Genomic DNA, 23,887 nt, shown 5'->3' with positions numbered 1-23,887 from the left:
GAAACGACTTAATTGCTAGATATATCAGTTATTAACATAAATACCAGATGCAGGGTTAACGTTAGTCAACTGGTTAATTGGAGTGTATTCAATCGTACCATCTTCTTTAATTGTGAATTCGAACGCAATCCAATAACGCTCACTTCCACCTGTCGGAATTGTGTATACGATTGGGTGCTCCCAGTCTACACCACGTATAACTTCAATCTTGGCTCCAGAAGCTGTCATTGCGCTTTCACCAGAGTAATTATGAACATAGAACTTGTAGGTCCCCACTATATCTTGACGAATAGTCGTTGTCTCTGGACCATAAGATGTTACATCGTCCCAATCCAAATCAACAATTGTAGTATTGTCAGATTGATATTGCTTACTGCCATACCATGTATGGAATTTTCCCCCAGCGATGGCAGGTCCAATCAGATGAGAATCTAGATCTCTAGGATTTAAACCCCAAGTCAGGACAATTCTTGTTTCCGATGCCTTAGGAATGCCAATAGCAGTGAAATTAACACTTTCGTCCTTCACATTGCTAGCTGATACTCCGATCAAATACGATTTAATATAATCCGTATTTTCACCGCCCAGCTCACCGGTATAAATACCTGCTGGAAGATAGATGAAGTACTGACCATCTACATTTGTCGTTACTGTACCGACAACAGCACCGTCTTTCGCGTTTAAGCCTTTACGGAATTTAATCGTCAAGTCTGCTACAGGATTATTATGGATATCTGTGATTCTCCCACCAAATCCTGTTAGCTTTAACGAACCGCTTTGGCTACCCGTAAACTTAGACTGTAACTCGTCATGTTCTACAGTAACATACAGCGTAGAACCGTAGCTATTTACGGGATCAAATGTAAACGTTCCGTCGTTGTACTGAAGATTGTTTAGCTCAATTGGTGTTCCATTGACCGTTGCTGCAACGATAAAATGGCCCAATTCCAAATCAGGAATCGATTGATCAAAATCAACTTTGATCGTTCCGTTAGTTACTTCAATCCCATTAATTGAAGGATATTCTACTGGTTGGTAGACTGCTACAGTAACGGGGACTTGAATACTATATCCGCCATAATTGGCTGTAATTGTTGCTGTGCCGTCCGCCTTAGCTTTGACGATACCTTGCTCCACTTCTGCTACGCTAGATTCAGAACTACTCCACGTAGCTTTGCGAGTAATATCGATATGTTTAATGTCACTAACTCCAGTAAATACGATTTGACGCGTCGCACCTGCTGCAGTTAGTGTAAACTCTTTAGGTGAGTAAACTACGCTCGTCACCGTAGAGTCTACTGCAACAACAGGAGGAATAGGGAGTCCGCTGAAGTCGATATCATCTACATTAACTTCTGCAGATTCTATCTTACCTGCCCCTGAGAACTCTGCGATTGCATTTACAATTAGCTGTGAAATAATAGAGCCTTCTGCCAGATTAAATGCATTGTTCACTGCTTCCGTGAAAATGTCTAAATTTCCAATCACAGTGCCAGCAGCTATATCAATGTTAATTTGCTGAGCATGTACCCTTACGGAATCAAATGAACCGTTCAAAGTAACGGTTGCATTCTGTGGTACCGAGTTTGCGATTTCGATCGGACCAATTTCTCCTACTTCAGCCGTCGTTTGAATCTCAGCTCCGGACCGAAGTAGAGTCTGTTCAACTGTCGTTCCTGATTCCAGTACGAGGCGAATACTTCCATCTGCTTTGTCTACAATAACTGTAGCCAAGACCGAGCCACTGACGTGAATACTGTTCGCTCCGCCACCTTGCACTAGAGTCTGTCCTGTAACCTTAACATTCTTAAGCGTCACGTCGCCGGTTCCGATAGCTTCTGTTAAAATTAGCTTTCCGTTGATCGTCGTATTCTCTAAGATAACGTCCTTCGAACTGATCGTCACATTCCCATTTACAGTACCTAATGAGCGCGTACCCGGTACTGAAATTGTAGTTGTGGTTGTTCCACTTCCAGGGTTGCCACCATTATTACTACCATTATTGCTTCCGCCATTGTTACTTCCACCGCTACTGTCATTACTTTTTTCCGGTTTAGTTACGGGCTTCTCAATAATAGGCTCATCAGTACTGGCAGGTGTCTTCACCTTATCTTCATAAGCCGCTTTATTCGTGATAAACTCATAAGCAAGTCTAGCTAAAGATTGACGATCTGCTTTACCGGCAGGATTAAAACTAATCGTACCATCCTTATTCGTAATACCTTTAATGAATCCAATTTTATAAGCGAAGTTTACATAAGGTTTGGCCCATGTCGAAACTTTAGCCATATCAGATAAACCATTCTCCATAGCTAATGCTTTAGCATTAGCTTCCCATCCAAAAGCCCGGATGAAGAATACGGCCAATTCCTCTCTCGTTACCGTTTGGTTCGGTGCGAATGTGTCCGCTGAGGTTCCTTGTGTAATACCCGACTTTACCAAAGCTCCGACATATCCTGCGAACCAATCGCTGCTCGCCACATCTTTAAACGCTACGGCACCTGAAGGGTCCTGCTCTTTATTCAGTGATAGTACGAGAACTTTAGCCAACTGTGCGCGAGTCAACGTATCACCCGGTTTGAATGTTCCATCTGTGAAGCCGTTTAGAATTCCCTTGTCCACTAATGAAGAAATTTCTGCTTTCGCATAAGATTGCTCAATGTCTGTAAGTGAAACCTTCGAACTCTCAGCCCCAAATACTAAATAATTAGTAGAGAAGATCGATAAGATCATTGCTATTACTAGCAACATTGAAATCCGTTTACGCGTTTGGATATCGAACAATTACTTTCCCTCCTTTAAGTTATTTTTTTCACAAACGAAAATATCGATAAAAATATGTAAGAAACCTAATCCCCCCTTCTAAATACCTAATTATTAAGTATTATTCATGATGCACATTAGGATAATACTACCATAACAAACTATCAATTTTCTACCAAATCATACAAATTACGCGATTTAACAGTAAGAAAATGAGAACTTTGTCCTACTAATCGCGGAAAAACTATTCCTAGAGAATGCTTGATTGCCTACTCGAAAATTAAAAAAAGAGTAGGCCTAGTATCGCTAGCCCACTCTTGAAATTAAAATTCTGCTTCTCTTCATTCAATTATGCATACACCCGCTTCAATTGAAATTAACAACTCCATTGTCCTTTGCCTATTATTCTCATATTCCACCATGTTGTTATATTGCACTTTCCATACATAGGTATCAATAAAATGAAACAGCAATCGATACGTATCTATTTTTAATGCCTGAGTAGTATCATTCTCTTTATCATGATGGCCATAACCCCTTAAGAAGGGTTCATTCGTAATCCATGGACTTGCAAACTCAAAATCCACATCGCCAAATAACGCTCTATCTGCATCAATGATAGCTGCAAGCTCGTATTTATTCGTGATCGTATCTAGTCGAACAAGTATATTCCCTGCCCACAAATCAGCATGAATAAGTTGAGGAATAGTTATATTCTCGTACAGCCTTGAATTTTCTTCATATATCTTAATGATTCTGCTAACCTCATTTTTATCAAAGACCTCATATTCCAGGCACTTTGTACCTATCTCCATTACCTGTGCGAGTAAGAAATCATCCCAGCGATCGTACCCACAACCCTGCTGAATGTCCGATAACCTGCCGAATTTTGCACCTGTAATAGAATGGATCTGCGCAGTCCATCTACCCGCTTGTTCATACAATCCGTTCTTAACGCCTTGCGGAATACTCTCATCTGATAATGGAACGCTCTGTATATATTCAGTTATCATATAATCTCTATTCACAATACTTTTAGTAGAATCACACACAAGAACTCTAGGACAAGGTATTTGATTCTCGGAAAATAAGTTATACACTTCGACTTCGGCACTCATTAAATTTTGTTCAAAAGGTAACAGGAACTGCCTGTTCACGGGTCCCACCCTAAGAATGAATTCACGTAACGGCGAATCCAGAATCAGCTTATAGGTTGTATTAAAGAGCCCACCTTTTAGGAGGGAGAATTCGATATTAGTAAATGAGTCAAAATGCTTATGGGCGATCTCATAAATCTTCTGCGCAGATAACTCTTCATATAACTTGGAGTTTACATTCATTCCGTATCTCTCCTACAAGGTTAGTGATAGAGCAAGTGAAGTTATAAAGATGTATTTATATTTTTTGTAGAAAAATCCACCAATTTGTATTAAATCCATCAATATATATTTCTTTACACCCTTTTAGCTCTTGAAGCCATCCTCTTGTCATAGGAACCATTGTTTCGAACAACTCTGGCGGATAACCCCAATCCAGGTCTAACTGAAACATATAATGGTTCATGGCTATAATTCCATCTTTTCTCAAAGTTCTCAGAAGCGTGCTTATTAATCCTAAGAAGGGTCCTTTCGCATGCTCTTCCAGTGTGCTTTGTGTTATTTCCTGTTGAAGAATTTTAATCATTTTCGGTAGGGTCTCCATCCAGTCTGAATAGATTGTGTCTACTCCCACTCTTTCACATAATATAGCTTGTATAACATCATTAATGGCGTGCTGAAAAGCTATTATTCCCACAACTTCAGGCCCTAAATGATTTTCAACAGAAGCTGCATCATCTTCAATAATTTCTACCTCTAGAGGGAGATCTTTCGTTTTATTAAGTAAGCTTTTATTTAATGCTTTGTTCATATTAGCTGTGAAATAGTGGGCATCCGGATGTGTACGTGCCATAACTTGTGGAATCATATCAGCATCCCCAGTAGCAACCTCCAATAGCTTTAGGTTGTCATCAAGATATAGTTTTTTTAAAAGCTCAGCCCATCTTGCTCGGAAATAAACATCATTAATTATTGTGAAATTGGCTATAGGTTTTTCCAACAACTCTTTTAACTGTGTCTCTATTTCATTTTCAGTGAGTAAGCGAAATGCTTCAATTTCTGTCTCATTTAAATAAAGTTGAGCACTTTCTGGCATTAAAGGCAACCATCGTTCAAAACTATCTAAAGGTATCATTAGTTAACCTTCCTTTCGATCGAATGTAGGGGTTACCAAATTTACAATCCTGAACTTTTGATATTTGATATATCATATTAGGATCAAAGCCTATATTAAGATATGCCATCTTGTTTGTCTAGCGCTTTTATTTTCTATTTTAATGAGTTTCGAAGCGATTACTCCTAAATTCAGCTTGAAAGGTCGTATATTTGGAAGTAAATAGTCCCTTAGCAATAGATAGCGAACTAAAGAATGTAGGTCATTTCATGCATCACATATGTCTTATCTATTGCTGAACCACCTATTCTATCGTATATTCAACATAATAACTTATTTTCATCAAAGAGGAAACATACAACTTGACTCACCCATTCCAAATATGGTATATCAAATTAAGCAAGGGGAATCACAATGGAACAAATTCCGTTATATCAACATATCGTAAACGCTCTTAAGGCGCAGATTGAATCTGGTGAACTAAAGATTGGAGATCAGCTCCCAACCGAAGCTCAAATATCGAAGACCTACAACGTGAGCCGGATTACTTCAAAGCGAGCTTTAACTGAGCTTGAGAATGAAAATTTGATCTATCGGGTTCAAGGAAAGGGAAGCTTCGTGAATGCTATGGAGTCCTCCCCTCGCCCCGTCACTAAGACCAGTAAAGAGATTTTACTCATTCTTCCATTCAGCCACAATCCAGGTCTTGGGGATTATGAGAAGGGCATCAACGAATATCTCATGGCGACAGACTACACATTAAACATTCAGTCCAGTACGATTGTCAGCCAATACAAACTGCTAGAGGCCGCACTTCAAAGTGCCAACTCGGGTCTGATCTTCTACCCGGTAAACAGCATTTCCGATCTGGGCATTTTGTATCAATATCATTTATCTAAATATCCGATAGTCACGATGGATAAATATATTGAGGGAATTCCGCTCCTATCCGTTGTCTCCGATAACTTTGAAGGAGGGTACCTGGCTTGCCATCACCTGATCGAGAATAATCACAAGAAAATTGCCTTTCTCTCCTCTTTGAAGGTTGAGAATTCCTCATCGATTAGGGAGCGTTATTTCGGCTATCTGAAGGCATTGTATGATAACAACTTAATCGATCACAGCGTGAGTGATTTGACCGAGCGTTATCTAATTCATGACAACGATAACGGCAGAGAGTATTATATCAGTTTCATACAATCCGTTATGGAGCAAGGGATTACGGGAATTGTAGCCGAGAATGACCTGATCGCCATTGAGATCATGCAAATTGCTAAAGAACTAGGACTTTCGATACCAGATGACTTCTCGATTGTAGGCTTTGATAACATTCACCTTTCCAGTTTTGTTGAGCCCAAGTTGACCACGATATCTCAAGATTTTGAACAAATGGGATACCAAGCTGCACAAAACCTGGTGGCGATCATGGAGAATCCTCAGAAGCAACCGCGAGAGAATGTTGTGGTTCCGGTAGAGCTCATCGAACGTCAAACCGTGAAGAGACTATGACGCCTATTACTAAATACAACTAAAGGAGATTCTACATGCTGCATTATATCGACACACGACAAGGTACCAACAACAAACATTCCTATTCCAACGGGAATACACTCCCTTATACCTCGGTCCCTTTCGGCATGAATCATTTTGTCGTACAAACAAACAATGAGGGCAGTTGGTTTTTTAATCCACATGATCGTGTCTTTCAGGGAATTCGTTTGACGCACCAGCCAAGTCCATGGATGGGAGACTTTGCTCATTTTCTCATGACACCTATTGCTGATGACAAAATAAGAGGTTCTGTTTTCTCTTGCCAAAGCTCTTATCGTCCGGAAGAAGCTACATTCAAGCCTCACTACGTCAAAGTGAAACAGCAGCGCTATAACATCACAACCGAGCTGGTTCCGACCTGTTATGGAGCATCCATGCAAATCCAATACAACTCCAAGCAGCAAGCTGGATTTGTGCTAAATGTTAAGGACAAGAGCGAGTTTCATATAGATGCAGCAAATCGCAAAATCACTGGCTATGTCAGCAACTTCGCAGGCTGTCATGATGATCAATTCCGGATGTATGTATCCATGAGTTTCAGTCATGATATCGATCTGGATGCATCAGGTTACTATAATAACGAAGGCGAATTAAGCAATGAGATGACTGTAAGCGGCATGGATCAGCATGTTGTTATTCGATTTAAGGACTGCGAGAAGGGTACTCTGAATGTTAAGCTGTCGACTTCATTTATCAGTATAGAACAGGCCGAGTTAAATCTTCAGCGTGAGCTACAATCGTCTTTAGCTGAATTGAAAGAACAAGCAGCCCTAGCCTGGAATCATTATTTGAATAAAATCCAGGTTACGCATTCGAACGAGGAATATTTACGGACCTTCTACACTTGCTTATATCGGATGTTCCTCTTCCCACAGAAGTTCTACGAACTGGATGCCAATATGGAGCCGATTCATTACGACACTACAGCTAGATCCGTCAAGAAAGGTGTTCTCTATACCAATAATGGATTCTGGGATACATACAAATCCGTTTATCCGCTTTATTCTATCATCGCGCCACAAGAATACGAGGAAATGCTCGAAGGTTTCCTGAACTCTGCCCGCGAAACTGGATTCTTGCCCAAATGGTTATCCCCGGATGAACGCGGCCTGATGCCAGGTACGCTTATTGATGCGGTTATTGCCGATGCTTCTGCCAAAGGAATTGGAAGTCACCTAATGCCCGAATTGCTTGATGCGATGTTGAACGCAGCAACGACACAAAGCGAGAAGGATTGTTACGGTCGCCAAGGAACGCTGGATTATATCAAATATGGTTACGTTCCAAATCACTATCATGAAAGTGTTAATCATACACTCGACTACGCCTATAGCGATTACTGTATCAGCCGCGTAGCAGAGGTTTTAGGCAAAGTTGATGTGGCTGAGCATTATAGACAAAGTGCATTGAATTACAAAAATATCTTTGATCCCGAGACAGGCTTCATGCGCGCGAAAGACCAAAACGGCCAATTCCGTGACCATTTCAACGATATTAGCTGGGGACTTGACTATGCAGAGGGTAGCGCCTGGCAGAGTAGCTTTGCAGTATTTCAAGACTTCCAAGGTTTGATCGAGGCGTATGGTTCTGAGGAACGTTTTTTTGATAAAATAACTGAATTGTGCAATAAAGCGCCGGACTTTGATGTGTTAGGATACGGGTTTGAAATTCATGAAATGAGCGAAATGGCAGCCGTGGATTTTGGCCAGGTAGCTATTTCTAATCAGCCGAGCTTCCACATTCCATATCTGTTCAATTACGTCGGCAAACCAGCTTCCTCTCAGGTCGTGATTAAGCAGATTTTAACCCATCTGTTCAACAGCGGCTTTGACGGATTCCCTGGCGATGAAGACAATGGCAGCATGTCGGGTTGGTATGTATTCAGCTCCATGGGCTTCTATCCGGTATGCCCGGGAAGTAATGAGTATGTGCTCGGCATTCCGCTATTTGATAGTGTCACGATTGAACTCCCGGATGGCAAGCATATGCAGATCCATACCGACAATAATAACCCGCAGTCCAATTTCGTTACCAACGTCAAATTAGAAGGTGAGGAATACACCAAATTGTATATTACTTACGATGATATTATGGAAGGAAAGTCACTAGATTTCCGCCTCGGATTAGCTCCAAGCTACCGTTCTTATGAACCGCAGGAGCTTCCATTCTCACTATCGAAACGTAACGACTAATCATAAGCACAATTAAAGGCAGGCCTAAACACAACCTAAAAAGTACCCCGAAGAGTCAACCCTAATAATGGTCACTCCTACGGGGTACTTTTCTATACTCAAAGAATCTATGGTAATTACCCGTCAGGAAATTTCAAAAAACTTACATATAAAGCGAAGCTAGTAATATCCCCAGACTTTCTTGATAAATTTGTTCAAACTGCGATAAGGGAAGTGGATTAGTTCCTTGCCCTACTTCAATCGTAAAACCTGGCCTTCTCCAATCTTGGATGAACCAATCCTTGAATCCAGCCCAGCTTTCCACATACTCAATAGGCTCATAACCGCTCACTCTTGCAAACTCATTAACAATTACTTCAGATTCAGGTGGCTGTAGCCCTTCAAAGCCCCAATAAATGACCCATCAGGATCTACCATCGGAACCAATGATAACATCGTTGACTCATATAGCGGGTTCATCACGAGCCCACGTATGCTACCATTATTCGTTAATGCTAGTAAGTATTCATTAAGGAAACGAATGAGTACCGGTGTTGTAATCCACTCATTTGCATGAAAAGAGGCATTTGCGTGGACCTGCTTAGAACCGATGCCGATACGAATTTCAGGAAGCTCTTTACCCATGACCGAGGTACCTATGGATTGTATCCGGATGAACGGGTAAACCTCGGCGAGGGTGTTAAGGTCCTCCAGCATATCACCATAATCATAAGGTCTTGACGTATGCACCATGTAGTTAGTGACGCGAGCTGGAATTTGAATGATTTGACCAACCCGGAGACTATTCGCTTGAATCGATGGATTCAGCAGCAGTAAAGTGTCCTGTGGTACACCGGCTGTCCTAGCAATCTGCCAAATCGTATCCCCAGGAACGATCTGATATTCTCGCGTCACATAACCCGGTATGTTCACCGTTTGTCCTATCATTAATGCTTGAGGATTAATGCCCGGATTTGAATCAAGCAGAAGCTGTATTGGAACCCCAAACAACTGACTATATCCCCAGAACGAATCACCGCCGCGTACCCTTATTTCCATACGGTTACATCCTCCTTAAAGTTTTACGTAGTAAAACTCACTTCGTAAGCATAAGCTCTGTTTTGTGAAACAAAACTTACATCGTAAGCATAAGCTTAATTTTTGCCTTGCATAACTTACATAAAAAGCATAGGCCGGTGCCCTCATTCTGACTCATTGTATGTTGAGGTTTGGTTGATGGTTCGCAATAAAGAGAGTAACGTTTTCCCATAATGTATGGAATATGAATACTGTCCACTCAAACACTCAACTAAGACAAAAAGAGGGTACCCCAGCAGCCATATGGCTTTTGAGACACCCTATTCGTATTTCCGTATTCTATTTCATGCGAATCGACACAGACCCATTGATTCCAGGGCTATACATATCAGGTTTAATTCCGATTAATACAGAGATGGTTACCTGATCATCAAGTTCAACTCCCTGGAGTGGAACTTCTAAATCTACAGACCAAGGAATGAATTTCTTCAAATGTAGTTTACCATCAATATAAATCTCGATATCACCACTAATAGAATGGAACCAAATATATGGATTACTTGATTTTTCTTGCGCTGACATAGGTATACGGTTGCGATAGATCACATAACCATTCACCCCACGTAGCATTTGAAGTGCACCAAAGCTTACATCGACCTTTTCCCATGAATTCATGTCAGTCGGATGGATCGTCACATTTGGATTTGGACGTTCAGCTGTAGGCTCTTGCGTGACAAGCCAGTTATTAATATAACGTTCACTTATAGATGGCACAAAAGGCATTTCTTCAGCTGCGTTGACAGGGATTACATACGACACAGACTGCAATCCTTCGCCTTGAACTGTTAATTCGATATCCTCTTGTCCCACTTTACTCTGGACAATCAGCTGACAGCATCCGTTAAATAGGCTGCGTTCCATAGCATTATCAGGCTCATGACAATTCGGATTTCCATTGCCTACACCCAGAATTTGTCCACTCCCGTTCATGGAGAAGGATACTTTACTTTGATTCGTAGGAACAAATCTACCTTCTGCATCCACCGCATAGATGTTAACCGCCATTGCATCTCTTCCATCACCTAGCAAAAATGGTTTCTGAGTCTCAATACGCAAAGTATGGGCTTCATCCGTTGTCGTAATCTCCGACACTTTTACTAACTGACCATCCTTATATCCTTCCATCTTTAACGTACCTGGTTCATATACAACATCCCATTCATGTTGCTCATAAATATCAATGGTTTGTCGATCAACAAATACATCATTCAAATATAATGCGACTTCATCGCAATTCGTGTGCGTCATGACCTTAACGGTTTGACCTTCTTTGCCACGCCAATTCCAATGTGCCACAATAAGCAATACAGGCTCATCTAGCCAGAAAGCTTGATACAGGTAATACGGATCTTTAGCAAATCCACATGTATCTAATATCCCAAAATGAGTGCTCACACTCGGCCATTCATATGGCGTAGGTTCCCCTCGATAATCAAAACCAGTCCATACAAAAGTCCCCATTACAAAATCACGAGTGTTAATCGCTTTCCAAGATTCTCTAACCGTATTCCCCCAACTTGCTTTCTCACGATCATAACTCTCAAATACTTGTTGTTCAGTATCACTAATATAATTACTGCGAGTTGCAAAGGAGCTCACCGTCTCAGAACCAATAATCGGTTGATTAGGATGTTTCTCTTTGAATTTGTCATAACCACCGTTCATATAGTTAAATCCTGCAATATCCGTAACATCAACCGTTCCTTCATCTTCCATAACCCCACCATTCATGGCACCCAAAATAGGTCTGGTGGAATCTAATTTTCTAACCGCACGCATCATACGTTTTACCATCTTCCGTCCGATTGATGTTCCTTGAAGTGGTTCTTCATTAAATAGACTGTAGAAGACAACGGATGGATGATTGCGGTCACGCGTAACCATATTTTCAAGTTGAAGTAATCCTTCACGTGAACTATCAAAGTTTCTATTCTCGTCCATCACTAACATACCAAGCCTGTCACAAGCATCCAATAATTCTGGTGTTGGATTATGATGTGCACATCGATACGCATTACTTCCCATTTCTTTCAATCGCCCAATACGATATTCTTGAATTCCATCTGGAAGTGCAACCCCTACTCCTGCGTGGTCCTGATGGTTACATGTACCTTTGATTTTAAGAGGTCGTTCATTTAAGTAGAAACCTGTATCCGGACAAATGCGAATGGTACGATATCCATAATTCGTAACTACACTATCAACTTCTTGCCCATTGATCGTAACAATGGAATGTAGCTTGTATAAAGTAGGGTCATCCACATCCCATAATGCAGGATGCTCGATAGGAAGGTCCTGCTTAACCACTACGGATTGCCCCGCTTCACTGGTTCCTTCTGTACTTTGTTCTGCTACTATTTCTCCATTCGCATCTTCAACACGAGAAATAAGCTGATATGCTGTTATCTCTTCAGATTCATTCTTAATCGTTGTTTCTACATTCGTTAACCATTTGGCATCACTTTGTTTTATAGGATTAACCCATACTCCACGATCAGCAATATGAACAGGTGCCTTCTTTGTTAACCATACATGTCGATATATGCCTGCACCTTCATACCACCAACCCTCTGATACTGTTGCATCTACTTTCACTACTAGTAAATTCGGTCGATCACCAAAATAAGCACGATCTGTAACATCAATAACAAAGCTCGTATATCCACAGAAATTTCTTTCCAGTATGCTGCCATTAAAATAGACCGTGGCATGTGTGGCAATGCCATCAAATTCTAATAACAACTGCTTTCCATTATCGGCAGGATCTAATTTGAATTTTTTACGATACCAGCCCATCCCACGAGTGTTATACCCGAAGTCAGCAACCCCATTTTCACGATCAAATGGCTGCTTATAGGACCAATCATGCGGTAATTGCACCGTTTCCCACTCGTTATCATTCCATTCGATGCTCGCAGCCCCTCTACTTCCGCCTGCTTTAGCATTCCCATACACCGCATCATGGCTATTATCATTCAACAGTACCGCATCACCTAAATGAAATTGCCAATCTTTATCCATACTTAGTCTTTCTCTCATGTCCTCAAACCCTTCTTAGTATGATATCCCTATTCTAAGAAAGTTCAGTTATGAGCAGTTAGCACAAAAGCGGAGGAAAAATAGTATAAAATGAACATTTCACAACTTTACTATTGTTCTTTTACCTCAATAGGTTTAAGACTATAGTAGTAAACTATATTTTCATGTCACATTTTGGACTGGAGAAAGCAATGTTATTACCCTTCCGATTGTTTCCAAATCAGTCTTCATATCAACTACCTCTAGCGTTATACAGTTGTGGCTTACATGATCAAAACTATCAATATAGGCCTATGGGATATCCTACATTGCAATGTTTTATTAACTTTGGTGGATATGGTACATTTCACTTTCAAAATAATAAGGAACTCGTATTAGCTCCCTATCACGCATTACTATTACCTGCCAAAGTCGGTCATGAATACTTTTCTAGTTCCGACCAGCCTTGGCTACTAGGATTTATCGGCATTCATGGAACAACAGCGGAAGACATCATTAAAGGTTGTAATATACCACTGATGAGAAGTATCCCGCTAGATCATTCCTCCGTTACTAAGTTAGAAAATAAACTAACAACGATATGGCAAGCAAGTGCATTAGATTCCGCTAATATTGAGGGGCAACTATCTGTACAGTTATATGAATTTCTGATTCTATTCTCAGAACAAATCGTTCGTAACAAGAATCCACTTCTGCCAAATCAGTCGAATATTTCGCAAGACGCATTACAGCTTGCCATTCAATATATGAAGCAACATTATGATGAGACCTTACTAATCGCCAATATAGCTCATGCTGTAGGTTACTCTGTACAACATTTTCAGCGAATCTTTCGTGAAGCCTACGGGATCAATCCTCATGCTTATTTACAACGTATTCGCTTGCAGCAGGCAGCGACTTGGCTAGAGAATAATCCTGACGATTCCATTCAAGAAATATCTAATCGCCTAGGATTGGAAACTAGCTATTTTATTCGTATTTTTAAAAAGCAATTTGGGTTAACACCAGGAAAATTTAGAGCTACCTATATACATAACATTCCTGATCCTATTTCATTTACATAAGGAGATCTACTATGTTATTCAAAATTAAGAGAAATAGCATCATGGTCAAAATGATTATTATGTATACCATTCCATTTATTCTGCTATCGCTTATTCTTTCTTGGAACAACCATATCTCGACACAAAATATTCAAGATAATTTTATTACGAATATGTCCCATGCATTTGATCAAGCTTCTGGGGAAATCAATAATCGCATTGATATGGCCTATGATTTAACGGAAATGGTTAGTAGGAATAATAAGATTATTGAGTTCATTAATGATCCTTACCTAGGAGATGAAGCTGAATTTCTAAGTACATATCTGGACAGTGTCATCCCCATTATTAAGTATGCAACCGCTTTTACGGAGACAGATGACTATGCTATGAGAATTTACATGGTTAGTGATCATATTCCTGAATCATGGCCCTACTTTTTGCGTCTAAACAATCAATTGTCCAATGATAAGCTGCAAGCCTTTATTGCAAAAGAGGATGAAACTCAGATGTGGCTTACTCCGAGTGACCTTGGGCTGGGGCCAAGTTCATTGAACTCAGACCGCAACAAATATACACTTCTCAGCAAACTATATTCACCTGCGCGTGAATTGTTAGGACTTGTAGCCGTTATGGTAGCTGAGGATAGCTTGCTAAGTACCGTTGAGGATGCTTCCTCTTCGGACAACACACAATTTTTATATCATGATCAAGGCATTACTTTTACAACGACAGATATTGATGAAAAGGCTGAATCTGAGATATTGCAACATCATCTAGTAGAGACGGAGCCCTATTTCATCTACGAGCAACATCTATATTTGTATAAAACATTCGATACGATCAACCAAACGTTTGTGTACAAGGTATCCCTTGAACAACTCAATCAATCGATTCATAAAAGTACGATTAACCAACTACTGCTCATCGTATTTAGTGTTCTCCTGCTTATTGTCACGTGTTACTTCATGTTCAAAATGATCTTCCTCAGGCTGAATCGAATCGTATCTATTATGAGGAAGGTCATTAACGGTAGTACATCCATGCGTATTATAGACAACAAGCAAGATGAGCTGGGTCAACTTGCGCAAGACTTTAATGGTCTGATCGAAATGAACAATAACTTAATTCACCGAGTGGTGATGAAAGAGCGATTAAGAAAAGAAGCGCAAATCAAAGCCTTACAATACCAAATCAATCCACATTTCATCTACAATACACTAGATATTTTCCGGATGAAATTAATTAAGGAACGCATGTTTGATACGGCAGATCGGATAGCCGATTTCGGAAAAATATTAAGATACAATCTCAGCGATAATACACTACACACAACGCTTAAAGAAGAGATCGAGCTCATTCAAAAATATATCAACCTTCAATCTTTGAGTAGTAGCAAAACAATACAACTTGATATTGAAGTAACCGAGCAATTAAAAGCCTACCCCGTGATTAAGTTCTTACTTCAACCTATCGTTGAGAATAGTATTAAATACGGAAAGGCAGTTCCCAAAGATTCCTTGTGCATTCAAGTCCATTGCTATGTGCATGGACAACAAGTCTGGATTGATATCATTGATGATGGTGCGGGCATGACCTCAGAGAAGATGAGAACATTAAATGACCAATTTCGAGCTCCGCTCAATTATGATGAGGTAACCACGGATACACCCGAGCGGTCTATTGGACTCTATAATATCAATTCCCGATTACGTTTATATTATGGGGAGTCCTACTTTATCACCATTGAAAGTAAGGATCATAAGTATACAAAAGTACAGATCAAATTACCCTACGAATGAGAGGCATTCCGTTATGTATAAACTGTTAATCGTTGACGATGAGGAAATGGTACGCGAAGGATTACGCGACATCATCACTTACTTACAAATTCAGCATATCGATCAAATATTAACTGCAAAGGACGGAGCAGAAGCGCTATCAATTATTGTATCGGAAACGCCGCAGATCATATTAACGGATCTCAACATGCCCGTTATGGATGGAATTGATATGATTAAGCAATTAGGAGAAAAGCATCCTCATAAAGTTATTGTGATTAGTGGACATGATGACTTTCATCGTGTAAAAGAGAGCTTTAAACTTGGCGTACGAGATTATTTGCTGAAGCCAGCCCCCTCAGAGGATTTAATAGAAGTATTGAACAAAACCGTCCGTGAACTTCAGCAAGAAGAGCAACAATACATAGAGGGAGAGTCAGAGAAGAAATTAACTCAAATGGAAAGAGTCAGTCGACGTATGAATTGGGTGATTCAAAGTGGAGAACATGATGAACATGCCTTCGAGCGTGTATTCGAGGAATTAGGCTATAGCTTACCCTATTCTACAACTACTGTAGCTGTTTTATCTCTCATTCACTCTACATCAAATGCCAAATCACTAGGCGCGAATTGGGATAAATATCTGATCACACCCGATAGGGACAATCCCTCTATCAAGTTATATTCCTTCTACAACAGACAAAACGATCTCGTTATATGGATTAACTTCGATGAGCAGAATCATAATATGATCACTGTTAAGCAAGTACTACAACAATTTCTAACGGACAATTCTGAACTATCGATGGTAGTTGCTGTAGGTGAAGTGGTATCGAAAACAACGAACCTAGCGTACGCTTATCAAAGTGCGTTAGACGTATTGCGTTATAAACTTACCGCAAACCAACAATCCATTATGACTTATGGCGACATAATAAATAGAACAGACAATAAGATCGGACCTATAGACTTGAGGAACTTAGTTGAAATTATTGATATGGGCCGTAAAGATCAAGTACTCTCCTTTATTCAGAAATATTTCAGTGATGACTTCTTAAGAAAGAGTACTCTTGAAAGTATTCGGAATAATTATGATATGATCCTATTAACGATCGGCTGGCTACAGAATCAGAAGCAAGACTTCTCTACCTTTGAACAAAACGAACAATTACGCTTATACCTCAAAACCTGTATGCTACAAATGATTACTGCACGCGAAAGCTTAATTCGAAGCTACGATATCGTTGAAATTGCCAAGAAGTATGTACAAGATCAATTACAAAATGAGATTAATATGGCCGTCATCGCCAACTACTGTAACGTAAGTTATACCTACTTCAGCAAGATCTTTAAAGAGAGCACCGGTATTAATTTTCAAGATTATGTCACGATGAAACGGATGGAATATGCTAAAGAAGCTTTAAATGGCATCAATGTAAAGGTTCACGACGTTGCAACAGCCTTGGGATACAGTAACCCTAAAAATTTCACTCGTGTATTTAAAGGTTACTATGGGATCAGCCCAAAGGATTACCAAAAAATAATGAAATAATTCCATATTATACTGGCCTTCACGTTCGTTATGACGAATGTGGGGGTTTTTTCTATTGGAGTACATCGTAAATCTACCAATGATTAAATATGATACCTTTTCGTAAACCCGAATCCTATCGCCTAAAATATAATGCGCTTACAATTTAGATGTACAGCATAAGAGAAAGGGGTTAGACAGATGGCAGATTCAAAAGCTTCAATATCAAATGTGGACCAACATTTGGTTCGAAAGAATCGATCATTCAAAAATCGTGATCAATTATCACTACAATCCATGATCATTCCAGGTATTCTATTTATTCTGATTTTTACCTTTATTCCACTCTACGGCGTAATTATTGCTTTTAAAGATTACAGTATCATCACCGGTATTAAAGGTATTTTTACAGCAGAATGGGTTGGTCTAGATAACTTTAAAGAGTTTGTTACAGATATTAACTTTTGGAACATGTTGCGTAATACAATCGGAATCAACTTATTAGGGCTAATCATTACATTCCCCATAACGATTCTGTTCGCACTCATGCTGAATGAATTAACTTCTGCACGTTTTAAGAAGCTTACCCAAACAGTAACTTATCTTCCACACTTTATTTCTTGGAGTATTTTTGGAGGATTAATTATTAACATCCTGTCCCCAAGTAATGGGGTCGTGAATTATGTGCTGATGTCACTTGGTGTCATTTCTGAACCTATCCATTTCCTTGGCGAGCAGGACTACTTCTGGTTGCTAGCTGTTCTTACCCAATTAGTGAAAGATTTAGGCTGGGGCGCCATTCTATATCTTGCAGCGATTGCGGGTATTGATCAGGAAATGTTTGAAGCAGCTTACATGGACGGTGCCTCACGATTCCGCCGAATCTGGCATATTACACTACCAGCTATTTCAGGTACAATCGTTATCCTTTTAGTCTTCGCCATTAGTAATATTCTGAACAGTGGCTTTGACCAATTCTTTGTTCTACAGAATCCGTTGAATATAGATGCTAGTGAAGTTATCGATACTTATGTTTACAAAATAGGCCTACGACAATTCAGAATGGAATACGCAACTGCTGTTGGTTTAATGAAGACTGTTATTGCGATATTTTTACTTTACATTGCGAATTTCTCAGCTAAGAAAATAACAGGAAAAGGGATCTTTTAGGGGGGACACTTATGGTTAAAGATAATTCTTGGTCAGATAGAATATTCAATATCTTCAACGGTCTAATCATGGCTGTACTAGTCATTATCACTATATATCCTTTTTGGTACTCCGTGATCGGATCATTTAATGAAGGTCTCGACTACGCAAGGGGGGGAGTATTTCTTTGGACAAGAAAATTTACATGGGCGAACTATAGCGCACTATTCAGTGATACTGCCTTAATTAGATCCTTTGGTATTACTTTCTCCAGAACAGTTATTGGTACGATTACCCATGTTATCTTTACGGCATTGTTCGCTTATGCCTTCTCACGTAAAAACCTGAAGTTTAAAGGCCTCTACTCCACACTTGGGCTTATGAGTATGTACTTAAGCGGGGGTCTGATTCCGTATTTCATCCTGATCAATGCATTAGGACTATACAATAACTTCCTGGTATTTATTATTCCGACGTTATTTAGTTTCTGGAATGTCATTCTATTCCGTTCCTATTTCGCTGAGCTACCGGAAGCATTAATCGAATCCGCAAAAATTGACGGTGCAGGTGAATATAAGATATTTTTCCGCATCATTATGCCATTATCAAAGCCTGTAATCGCTGCCATTTCTCTGTTTACGGCGGTTGGACATTGGAATTCATACTACGATGCCATGGTCTTCACACTGGGAGATCACTTGCAAACGGTCCAACTATATATCTTGAAATTAATTCAAAGTACGGAAGCCGCGTTACTGCTTGCGAATATGTCAGGTTCAATTGGAGCTGCACAAAGCACAGTAACAACATCTACTCTACAGTTAGCTGCAATGGTTGCTGCATCACTACCGATCATGCTTGTTTATCCTTTTGTACAGAAGTTTTTTATTAAGGGAATGCTTATTGGTTCTGTAAAAGGCTAGGCATGCATTGAGGTTTGATGATATAAGACTATACTATTTATAACAGGGGGAAATACTATGAACAAAGCTACAACAAGATTACTGACCATTGTTCTCGCTCTATCCGTAATTATGACAGGCTGCTCTAGCAAAAATAATTCTAGCAATAATGCATCAAATGCACCCGATTCATCCCCAGAAACAACAAACAGCTCCCTTTCTTCCAGCGAGCCTGGTTGGAAATCGAACACTTCACCTGTATCTCTCTCTTGGTACACTGGAGTAGCAGGATATTCGAAAAAGTGGGACGCAAAAGATAACTATGCAGATAAGCTGATAACTGAAGAAACAGGGGTTAGCGTTGACTTTATTCATGCAGGTAACGATGTTAACTCTGAATTTAACGTGATGATGGCAACGGGTAATCTACCTGATATCATTTCTTTGGACCGTTGGAACAGTACCTCACTAATCCAAACACTAATGAGCAGTGGTACAGTCGCTCCACTTAATGAGCTAATGGAACAATATGATCCTTACCTGTCTACTATTCTGCCTGAGAGCATGGTTGATTGGTATACACAAGAAGATGGCAATGTCTATGCTATCCCCAACTACTATGTATCACCGGAAATGTTGGATGAATATCCCGATGTTAAACCATTTTACAACGATCATTCTAACGGTCAAATCATTGTAAGAAAAGATATTATGGATCAACTAGGTATAACAGTAGAGGACTTGCAACAAGAGGACTCCTTAATTGCTGCTCTAAAAAAAGTTAAAGAGGCTAATATTCAATATAAAGGTATGACCGTATTACCACTTTACTTCGATGATAAAGATAAATACATCAGTGATTCTCTTGGTGTTCTGGCTGGTTCATTTGGTGCGGTATATGAGGCAGAAGACGGTTCATATGTTGACGTTCGTAGAACTTCTGAATACAAACATGTTCTTGAGTTTGGTAATAAGTTATTTTCTGAAGGACTATTATCTCTAGAGAACTTCACAAGTGCACGTAATCAAATTGAAGAAAAAATGACACAAGGTGCCATCTTTATGAAAATCGGAAGCTATGCTGATTACACTTCACCAGTCACCCAACTTTATGTAGCAGACCCTAATGCTAAGTACATTACTATTGATGCAATCAAGTCAAATGAAGGGACATTACCTCAATATGGTAGATCGCTAAATAAAGGTTGGACATTGACATTTGTTAATAAAAAATCTAAACATGCGGATCGTGCAATTCAATTTATTGAATATCTATACAGTGATCATGGACAAACCGTAAACAACTTCGGTAAAGAAGGCGAAACATATACCGTCACTGCTGATGGCAAGTACAAGCGAAATCCCGAGATTGATGAAGCATTCAATACCGATTGGAATGCCGCTTCTAAAAAATGGGGTTTTGAATCTATTTGGTGGTTAGCGAACGAAGTGTGGTTGAAGCATGTGAAAGAAGTCGAAACCACTGAGTTAACAAAATATCAAGAAAATCTGTTCTATGGTACATCTAAATATATGTTTAGCAATGACACATTGGATTCTGGAAACCTATTTGATGCTTATGAGCCTGGATCAGATGAGGCTAATTCAGAGGCTAAAATTACAGTATACTGGGCACAAATCGTTCCGAAAATGCTTCTTGCTAAAAACGATGCAGAGTTTGAATCTCTATACAAAGAAGCTATTACTACAATGGATAAACTGGGACTCCCAAGTATTGAAGCAGCAAAGGATAAACGTGTACAAGATTTCAAATCCGCAACTGGAATACAACTAGTTTCTCCTAAATACACGGGTGAGTATAAATAAGATTGAAGGTTATAAGTACATTTAAGGACAGTCAAAGCGCAAACTAAAAAGTACCCCGAAGAGTAGACACTCAATCAGGTCTATCTTACGGGGTACTTTTCTAAGCCTATATAAATAGGAGAAATCCGTATGAGCAGTGTTTCTCCTATTATATTAGCTAACTATGCGATAACGCAGGGCAGTCTACGATTCCAGCGGAATGCTTTCAATAGCTGTAAAAAATACATCCAGAAGATCTTTATCAAAATTTTCTTGTATGTATTTAGATATACGATATAGCTCCTCCTCGGTGCCATACTCTAGGCAGGCGCGCCCTTCGCACCATAAAACCGTACACTGAAAAGTCTGTCTGATGTGCTCAATAATATAATCTTGCTCCACGAATCCACGGCTGGTTGCCAAAGTCCTCACTTCCTATCTGATAAAAAAGATTCAAGATATAGTATAAGGTCAACCCGTAACATGGATCAATCTTATAAATAAGATAGGGTGGGATTCCGAAGAATCCCACCCTATCTTTTGGCAAAGAATCGGAAGGCCGTCAAGCATACATTTTGGTGAATAAGCCTAATTCCTTATGATCAAATATTATTTATAAAGCGATGTAAGATGGTTGCACCCTCGGCACGAGTTACCGCACCCGATGGGTCGAGCACCTTACCCTCTTTGCCAGCTAGAAGTCCTGAGCCAACCGCCCATTGCATTGCTTTAGAGGCCCCAGAGGAAATTTTAATAGTATCCGTAAAATCAGCAAGTGTATTCTTAGCACTTACATCCATTCCCATGACTTCCGCATAGTTATAGACAATCACTGCTAGCTGTTCGCGCGTGATAGACTGTTCTGGAGCAAATCGCTTGCTATCAACACCCTTAACAATGGCGTTCGTGCTTGCCCATGCTACCGCATCATTGTAATAAGCATCTGTTGCAACATCTTGAAATGGATGAGTTCCATCACTCGGTTGTCCAGCTAGACGGTGCATAACTGTGACTAACACGCTGCGGGACATCGCCGTATCTGGGCTAAAGCTCGTTTCCGAGGTGCCCGAGAATAGTCCCTCTTTCACCACACTATTGATCGCAGTGGAAGCCCAATGGCTGTTCACGTCGCTGAAAGACATCTCCAGCTCATTATCTGGCACTTCAACAAAAATCGGGTTGGAATAGAACCACATACTGGTGTAGTTTCGGTCATTAATAGAATTAAATCGATCTTCATTCTCTTCCGCAGTCGCAGTCCCTTCGTAGTCAAAGGACTGGTCTTTCAACGGTTCACCGTTCTTCGTATAGCCATCTACATCTACACCAAGATTAGTACCACGTAGACGATAATAACGATTGGTATCTGCCGGCACTGTATAATTAATAGTGTAATAACCTTCGGCATCTGGTTGTCCCCAGTCTGCTTCAGTGAATCGTTTTACGATTTTCGTCGTATCATTCGTTGTATTACTAGCATATTGGCTCTCATTAAGTTTTCCAGTAACCTCACCGGAGATCAGATCGATATGGTCTACCTTGACCTTATTATCAACTGTAGTTTCATGTTCTGAAATCGGTGCATAGTTATTGTACTCAGGGCTCTTGAAACGAATGGTAATGTTCGTATTGTCGCCTGCGGACATCTGCAGGTCCTCGCCCATTCCTGCCTGTTGGCCGTTTCCGCTTGCCTTAAAATCTAATGCATTAATAAGGTCACCATATACGGAAAAGGATTTACCCGAACGCATGCCATCTACTACATCCTTGAAGGTATCACCTTCAACCCATGTATAGTTTCTGGAGTATTCACTTGGCCAGTATCCGCTGGAATAATTCCGGTTGCTGCTGACCTTGAAATGGAAGTCCGAGTTGGTAAAATTCCAAAACCGTCTTCCCTCACCCAGTAACGCATCCCAAATGCCACCGACCTGCGAGATCATGACATCTGCTCCGCCATAAATTTCAGCCAGTTCAGATCTGTTCTCGCTGGCTGCCATCTGATTGCCTGGCATCCCTTCCATACCGAAGACGATATTAGGAGCAATATCATTCATCTTACGAAGGTCTTCAATGGTTACCACTCCGCTGTTGCTTCCATTGTGCCTGGATGGATGATTCGGTAAAACAAAGCTATCAGGATAATTGTTCTTCAACCAATCAATTGCTTCATAAGTTTTGCTTGTGTCGGGTTTCAGCCCTTCTTTAGTCGGCCGCTCTCCCCATATCTCAGCTTCATTCGAGGTAAAACTATCTGCTGTAGTATCATAGCTGTACAACCATTCGAACTGATGGATCGCATCTATAGGCACAACATCACTTTTCGAATCAATAATACCAACCGAGGCATGATCAAGTCCCATCATGTCCCATTCAAATCCGGTATAGATCATTTTCCCAGCATATTTCCCACTCTTCTGCAGTTCAACAATCTTGTTCTGCTGATCTGCAATAGCCTCCCAGCGTGCAGTTGCCTTCTCATTACCTTCCGGGTCTCTTGCGGAATTGCGAAGATGGTCTGTCACTACGAGATAATCAAATGGAGTACCATATTTCAATGATGCCACTGCTTCCATAGGCAAACTATTCAAATCTTCACGAAATGCAGTATTGAGTACATTTTCAAGCTTCAAAAAAGGTTCTGACGCATCATTCGACTGGATCGTATGCGTGTGATACTCACCCGACATCCATTTTCCAGTGTTCGTTGAGTTATTGTCCGCAGATACGGAAGTCGTCATCATTGCTTGTGACAGCATTAGTAAGGCAAGTGACGTGCCCATAAATAATTTCAGTTTGTTGTTCATGATGTAGTAATCTCCCCTATTCTTAGTTGCACAAA

General features: G+C 40.2%; 14 protein-coding genes and 1 pseudogene. 8 read left to right on the top strand and 7 right to left on the bottom strand.

All coding sequences use genetic code 11. The features are described 5' to 3' along the window. Positions 1-24: 24 nt before the first annotated feature. From NST85_RS01700 to NST85_RS01690, 3 genes are all read right to left on the bottom strand, one after another. Positions 25-2,784 carry an S-layer homology domain-containing protein gene (locus tag NST85_RS01700; protein WP_341188366.1) on the bottom strand — a complete coding sequence of 920 codons (2,760 nt, stop codon included), beginning with the start codon at positions 2,782-2,784 and terminating at the stop codon, positions 25-27. A gap of 320 nt (positions 2,785-3,104) precedes the next feature. Continuing rightward, positions 3,105-4,103: a phosphotransferase family protein gene (locus tag NST85_RS01695; protein WP_341188365.1), complete on the bottom strand. Its 999-nt coding sequence runs from the start codon at positions 4,101-4,103 to the stop codon at positions 3,105-3,107. A gap of 55 nt (positions 4,104-4,158) precedes the next feature. Beyond that, positions 4,159-4,995, bottom strand: a complete 837-nt coding sequence (locus NST85_RS01690; protein WP_127194470.1) for a hypothetical protein — start codon at positions 4,993-4,995, stop codon at positions 4,159-4,161. Positions 4,996-5,388: 393 nt separating this feature from the next. On the opposite strand from NST85_RS01690, the gene NST85_RS01685 reads away from it, so the two are divergent. Both NST85_RS01685 and NST85_RS01680 read left to right on the top strand, forming a co-directional pair. Further along, a complete protein-coding gene (locus tag NST85_RS01685) occupies positions 5,389-6,483 on the top strand; it encodes a GntR family transcriptional regulator (protein ID WP_341188364.1) in 1,095 nt (364 codons plus the stop codon). Between the two features lie 35 nt (positions 6,484-6,518). Further along, entirely contained in the window at positions 6,519-8,717 is a 2,199-nt protein-coding gene (locus NST85_RS01680) for a GH92 family glycosyl hydrolase (protein WP_341188363.1), read from the top strand. Between the two features lie 142 nt (positions 8,718-8,859). Here the strand turns inward: NST85_RS01680 and NST85_RS01675 are convergent. Both NST85_RS01675 and galA read right to left on the bottom strand, forming a co-directional pair. Continuing rightward, positions 8,860-9,755 (bottom strand): annotated as a pseudogene (locus NST85_RS01675) (LysM peptidoglycan-binding domain-containing protein). Between the two features lie 318 nt (positions 9,756-10,073). Beyond that, positions 10,074-12,833, bottom strand: coding sequence for a beta-galactosidase GalA (galA, locus tag NST85_RS01670; protein ID WP_341188362.1), 2,760 nt, complete (start codon positions 12,831-12,833; stop codon positions 10,074-10,076). Between the two features lie 191 nt (positions 12,834-13,024). Here galA and NST85_RS01665 point away from each other — a divergent pair, with 191 nt between their 5' ends. The 6 genes from NST85_RS01665 to NST85_RS01640 all read left to right on the top strand — a co-directional run bounded on the left by NST85_RS01665 (position 13,025) and on the right by NST85_RS01640 (position 21,066). Further along, positions 13,025-13,897, top strand: coding sequence for a helix-turn-helix transcriptional regulator (locus NST85_RS01665; RefSeq protein ID WP_341188361.1), 873 nt, complete (start codon positions 13,025-13,027; stop codon positions 13,895-13,897). An 11-nt stretch (positions 13,898-13,908) separates the two neighbouring features. Beyond that, positions 13,909-15,678, top strand: coding sequence for a sensor histidine kinase (locus NST85_RS01660; RefSeq protein WP_341188360.1), 1,770 nt, complete (start codon positions 13,909-13,911; stop codon positions 15,676-15,678). Positions 15,679-15,691: 13 nt separating this feature from the next. Beyond that, positions 15,692-17,209: a response regulator gene (locus NST85_RS01655; protein WP_341188359.1), complete on the top strand. Its 1,518-nt coding sequence runs from the start codon at positions 15,692-15,694 to the stop codon at positions 17,207-17,209. Positions 17,210-17,389: 180 nt separating this feature from the next. Then, positions 17,390-18,358, top strand: coding sequence for an ABC transporter permease (locus NST85_RS01650; RefSeq protein WP_307400950.1), 969 nt, complete (start codon positions 17,390-17,392; stop codon positions 18,356-18,358). Positions 18,359-18,369: 11 nt separating this feature from the next. Beyond that, positions 18,370-19,260, top strand: coding sequence for a carbohydrate ABC transporter permease (locus NST85_RS01645; protein WP_341188358.1), 891 nt, complete (start codon positions 18,370-18,372; stop codon positions 19,258-19,260). Between the two features lie 57 nt (positions 19,261-19,317). Continuing rightward, positions 19,318-21,066 (top strand): extracellular solute-binding protein, encoded by a 1,749-nt coding sequence (locus NST85_RS01640; protein WP_127194480.1) that lies wholly within the window; start codon positions 19,318-19,320, stop codon positions 21,064-21,066. Positions 21,067-21,249: 183 nt separating this feature from the next. On the opposite strand, the gene NST85_RS01635 is transcribed toward NST85_RS01640, so the two are convergent. Together NST85_RS01635 and NST85_RS01630 are read right to left on the bottom strand one after the other, a co-directional pair. Continuing rightward, on the bottom strand, positions 21,250-21,468 hold the full coding sequence (locus NST85_RS01635) for a hypothetical protein (RefSeq protein WP_341188357.1): 219 nt from the start codon (positions 21,466-21,468) through the stop codon (positions 21,250-21,252). 179 nt (positions 21,469-21,647) lie between these two features. Then, positions 21,648-23,852, bottom strand: a complete 2,205-nt coding sequence (locus NST85_RS01630; RefSeq protein ID WP_341188356.1) for an S-layer homology domain-containing protein — start codon at positions 23,850-23,852, stop codon at positions 21,648-21,650. Between the last annotated feature and the right edge of the window lie 35 nt (positions 23,853-23,887).

The sequence above is a fragment of the Paenibacillus sp. FSL K6-2524 genome, from assembly GCF_038005525.1.
GTDB lineage: Bacteria > Bacillota > Bacilli > Paenibacillales > Paenibacillaceae > Fontibacillus > Fontibacillus anaericanus.
Note: the sequence above shows the minus strand (reverse complement) of the source record. Positions and strands in the feature narration are given on the sequence as shown.

Excerpts from the sequence above, each read along its gene's own strand:
- NST85_RS01690 (WP_127194470.1), bottom strand. The coding sequence starts at position 4,995 with ATGATACCTTTAGATAGTTTTGAACGATGGTTGCCTTTAATGCCAGAA.
- NST85_RS01680 (WP_341188363.1), top strand. The coding sequence starts at position 6,519 with ATGCTGCATTATATCGACACACGACAAGGTACCAACAACAAACATTCC.
- NST85_RS01655 (WP_341188359.1), top strand. The coding sequence starts at position 15,692 with ATGTATAAACTGTTAATCGTTGACGATGAGGAAATGGTACGCGAAGGA.
- NST85_RS01660 (WP_341188360.1), top strand. The coding sequence starts at position 13,909 with ATGTTATTCAAAATTAAGAGAAATAGCATCATGGTCAAAATGATTATT.
- NST85_RS01695 (WP_341188365.1), bottom strand. The coding sequence starts at position 4,103 with ATGAATGTAAACTCCAAGTTATATGAAGAGTTATCTGCGCAGAAGATT.
- NST85_RS01685 (WP_341188364.1), top strand. The coding sequence starts at position 5,389 with ATGGAACAAATTCCGTTATATCAACATATCGTAAACGCTCTTAAGGCG.
- NST85_RS01630 (WP_341188356.1), bottom strand. The coding sequence starts at position 23,852 with ATGAACAACAAACTGAAATTATTTATGGGCACGTCACTTGCCTTACTA.
- NST85_RS01650 (WP_307400950.1), top strand. The coding sequence starts at position 17,390 with ATGGCAGATTCAAAAGCTTCAATATCAAATGTGGACCAACATTTGGTT.
- NST85_RS01645 (WP_341188358.1), top strand. The coding sequence starts at position 18,370 with ATGGTTAAAGATAATTCTTGGTCAGATAGAATATTCAATATCTTCAAC.
- NST85_RS01665 (WP_341188361.1), top strand. The coding sequence starts at position 13,025 with ATGTTATTACCCTTCCGATTGTTTCCAAATCAGTCTTCATATCAACTA.
- galA (WP_341188362.1), bottom strand. The coding sequence starts at position 12,833 with ATGAGAGAAAGACTAAGTATGGATAAAGATTGGCAATTTCATTTAGGT.
- NST85_RS01640 (WP_127194480.1), top strand. The coding sequence starts at position 19,318 with ATGAACAAAGCTACAACAAGATTACTGACCATTGTTCTCGCTCTATCC.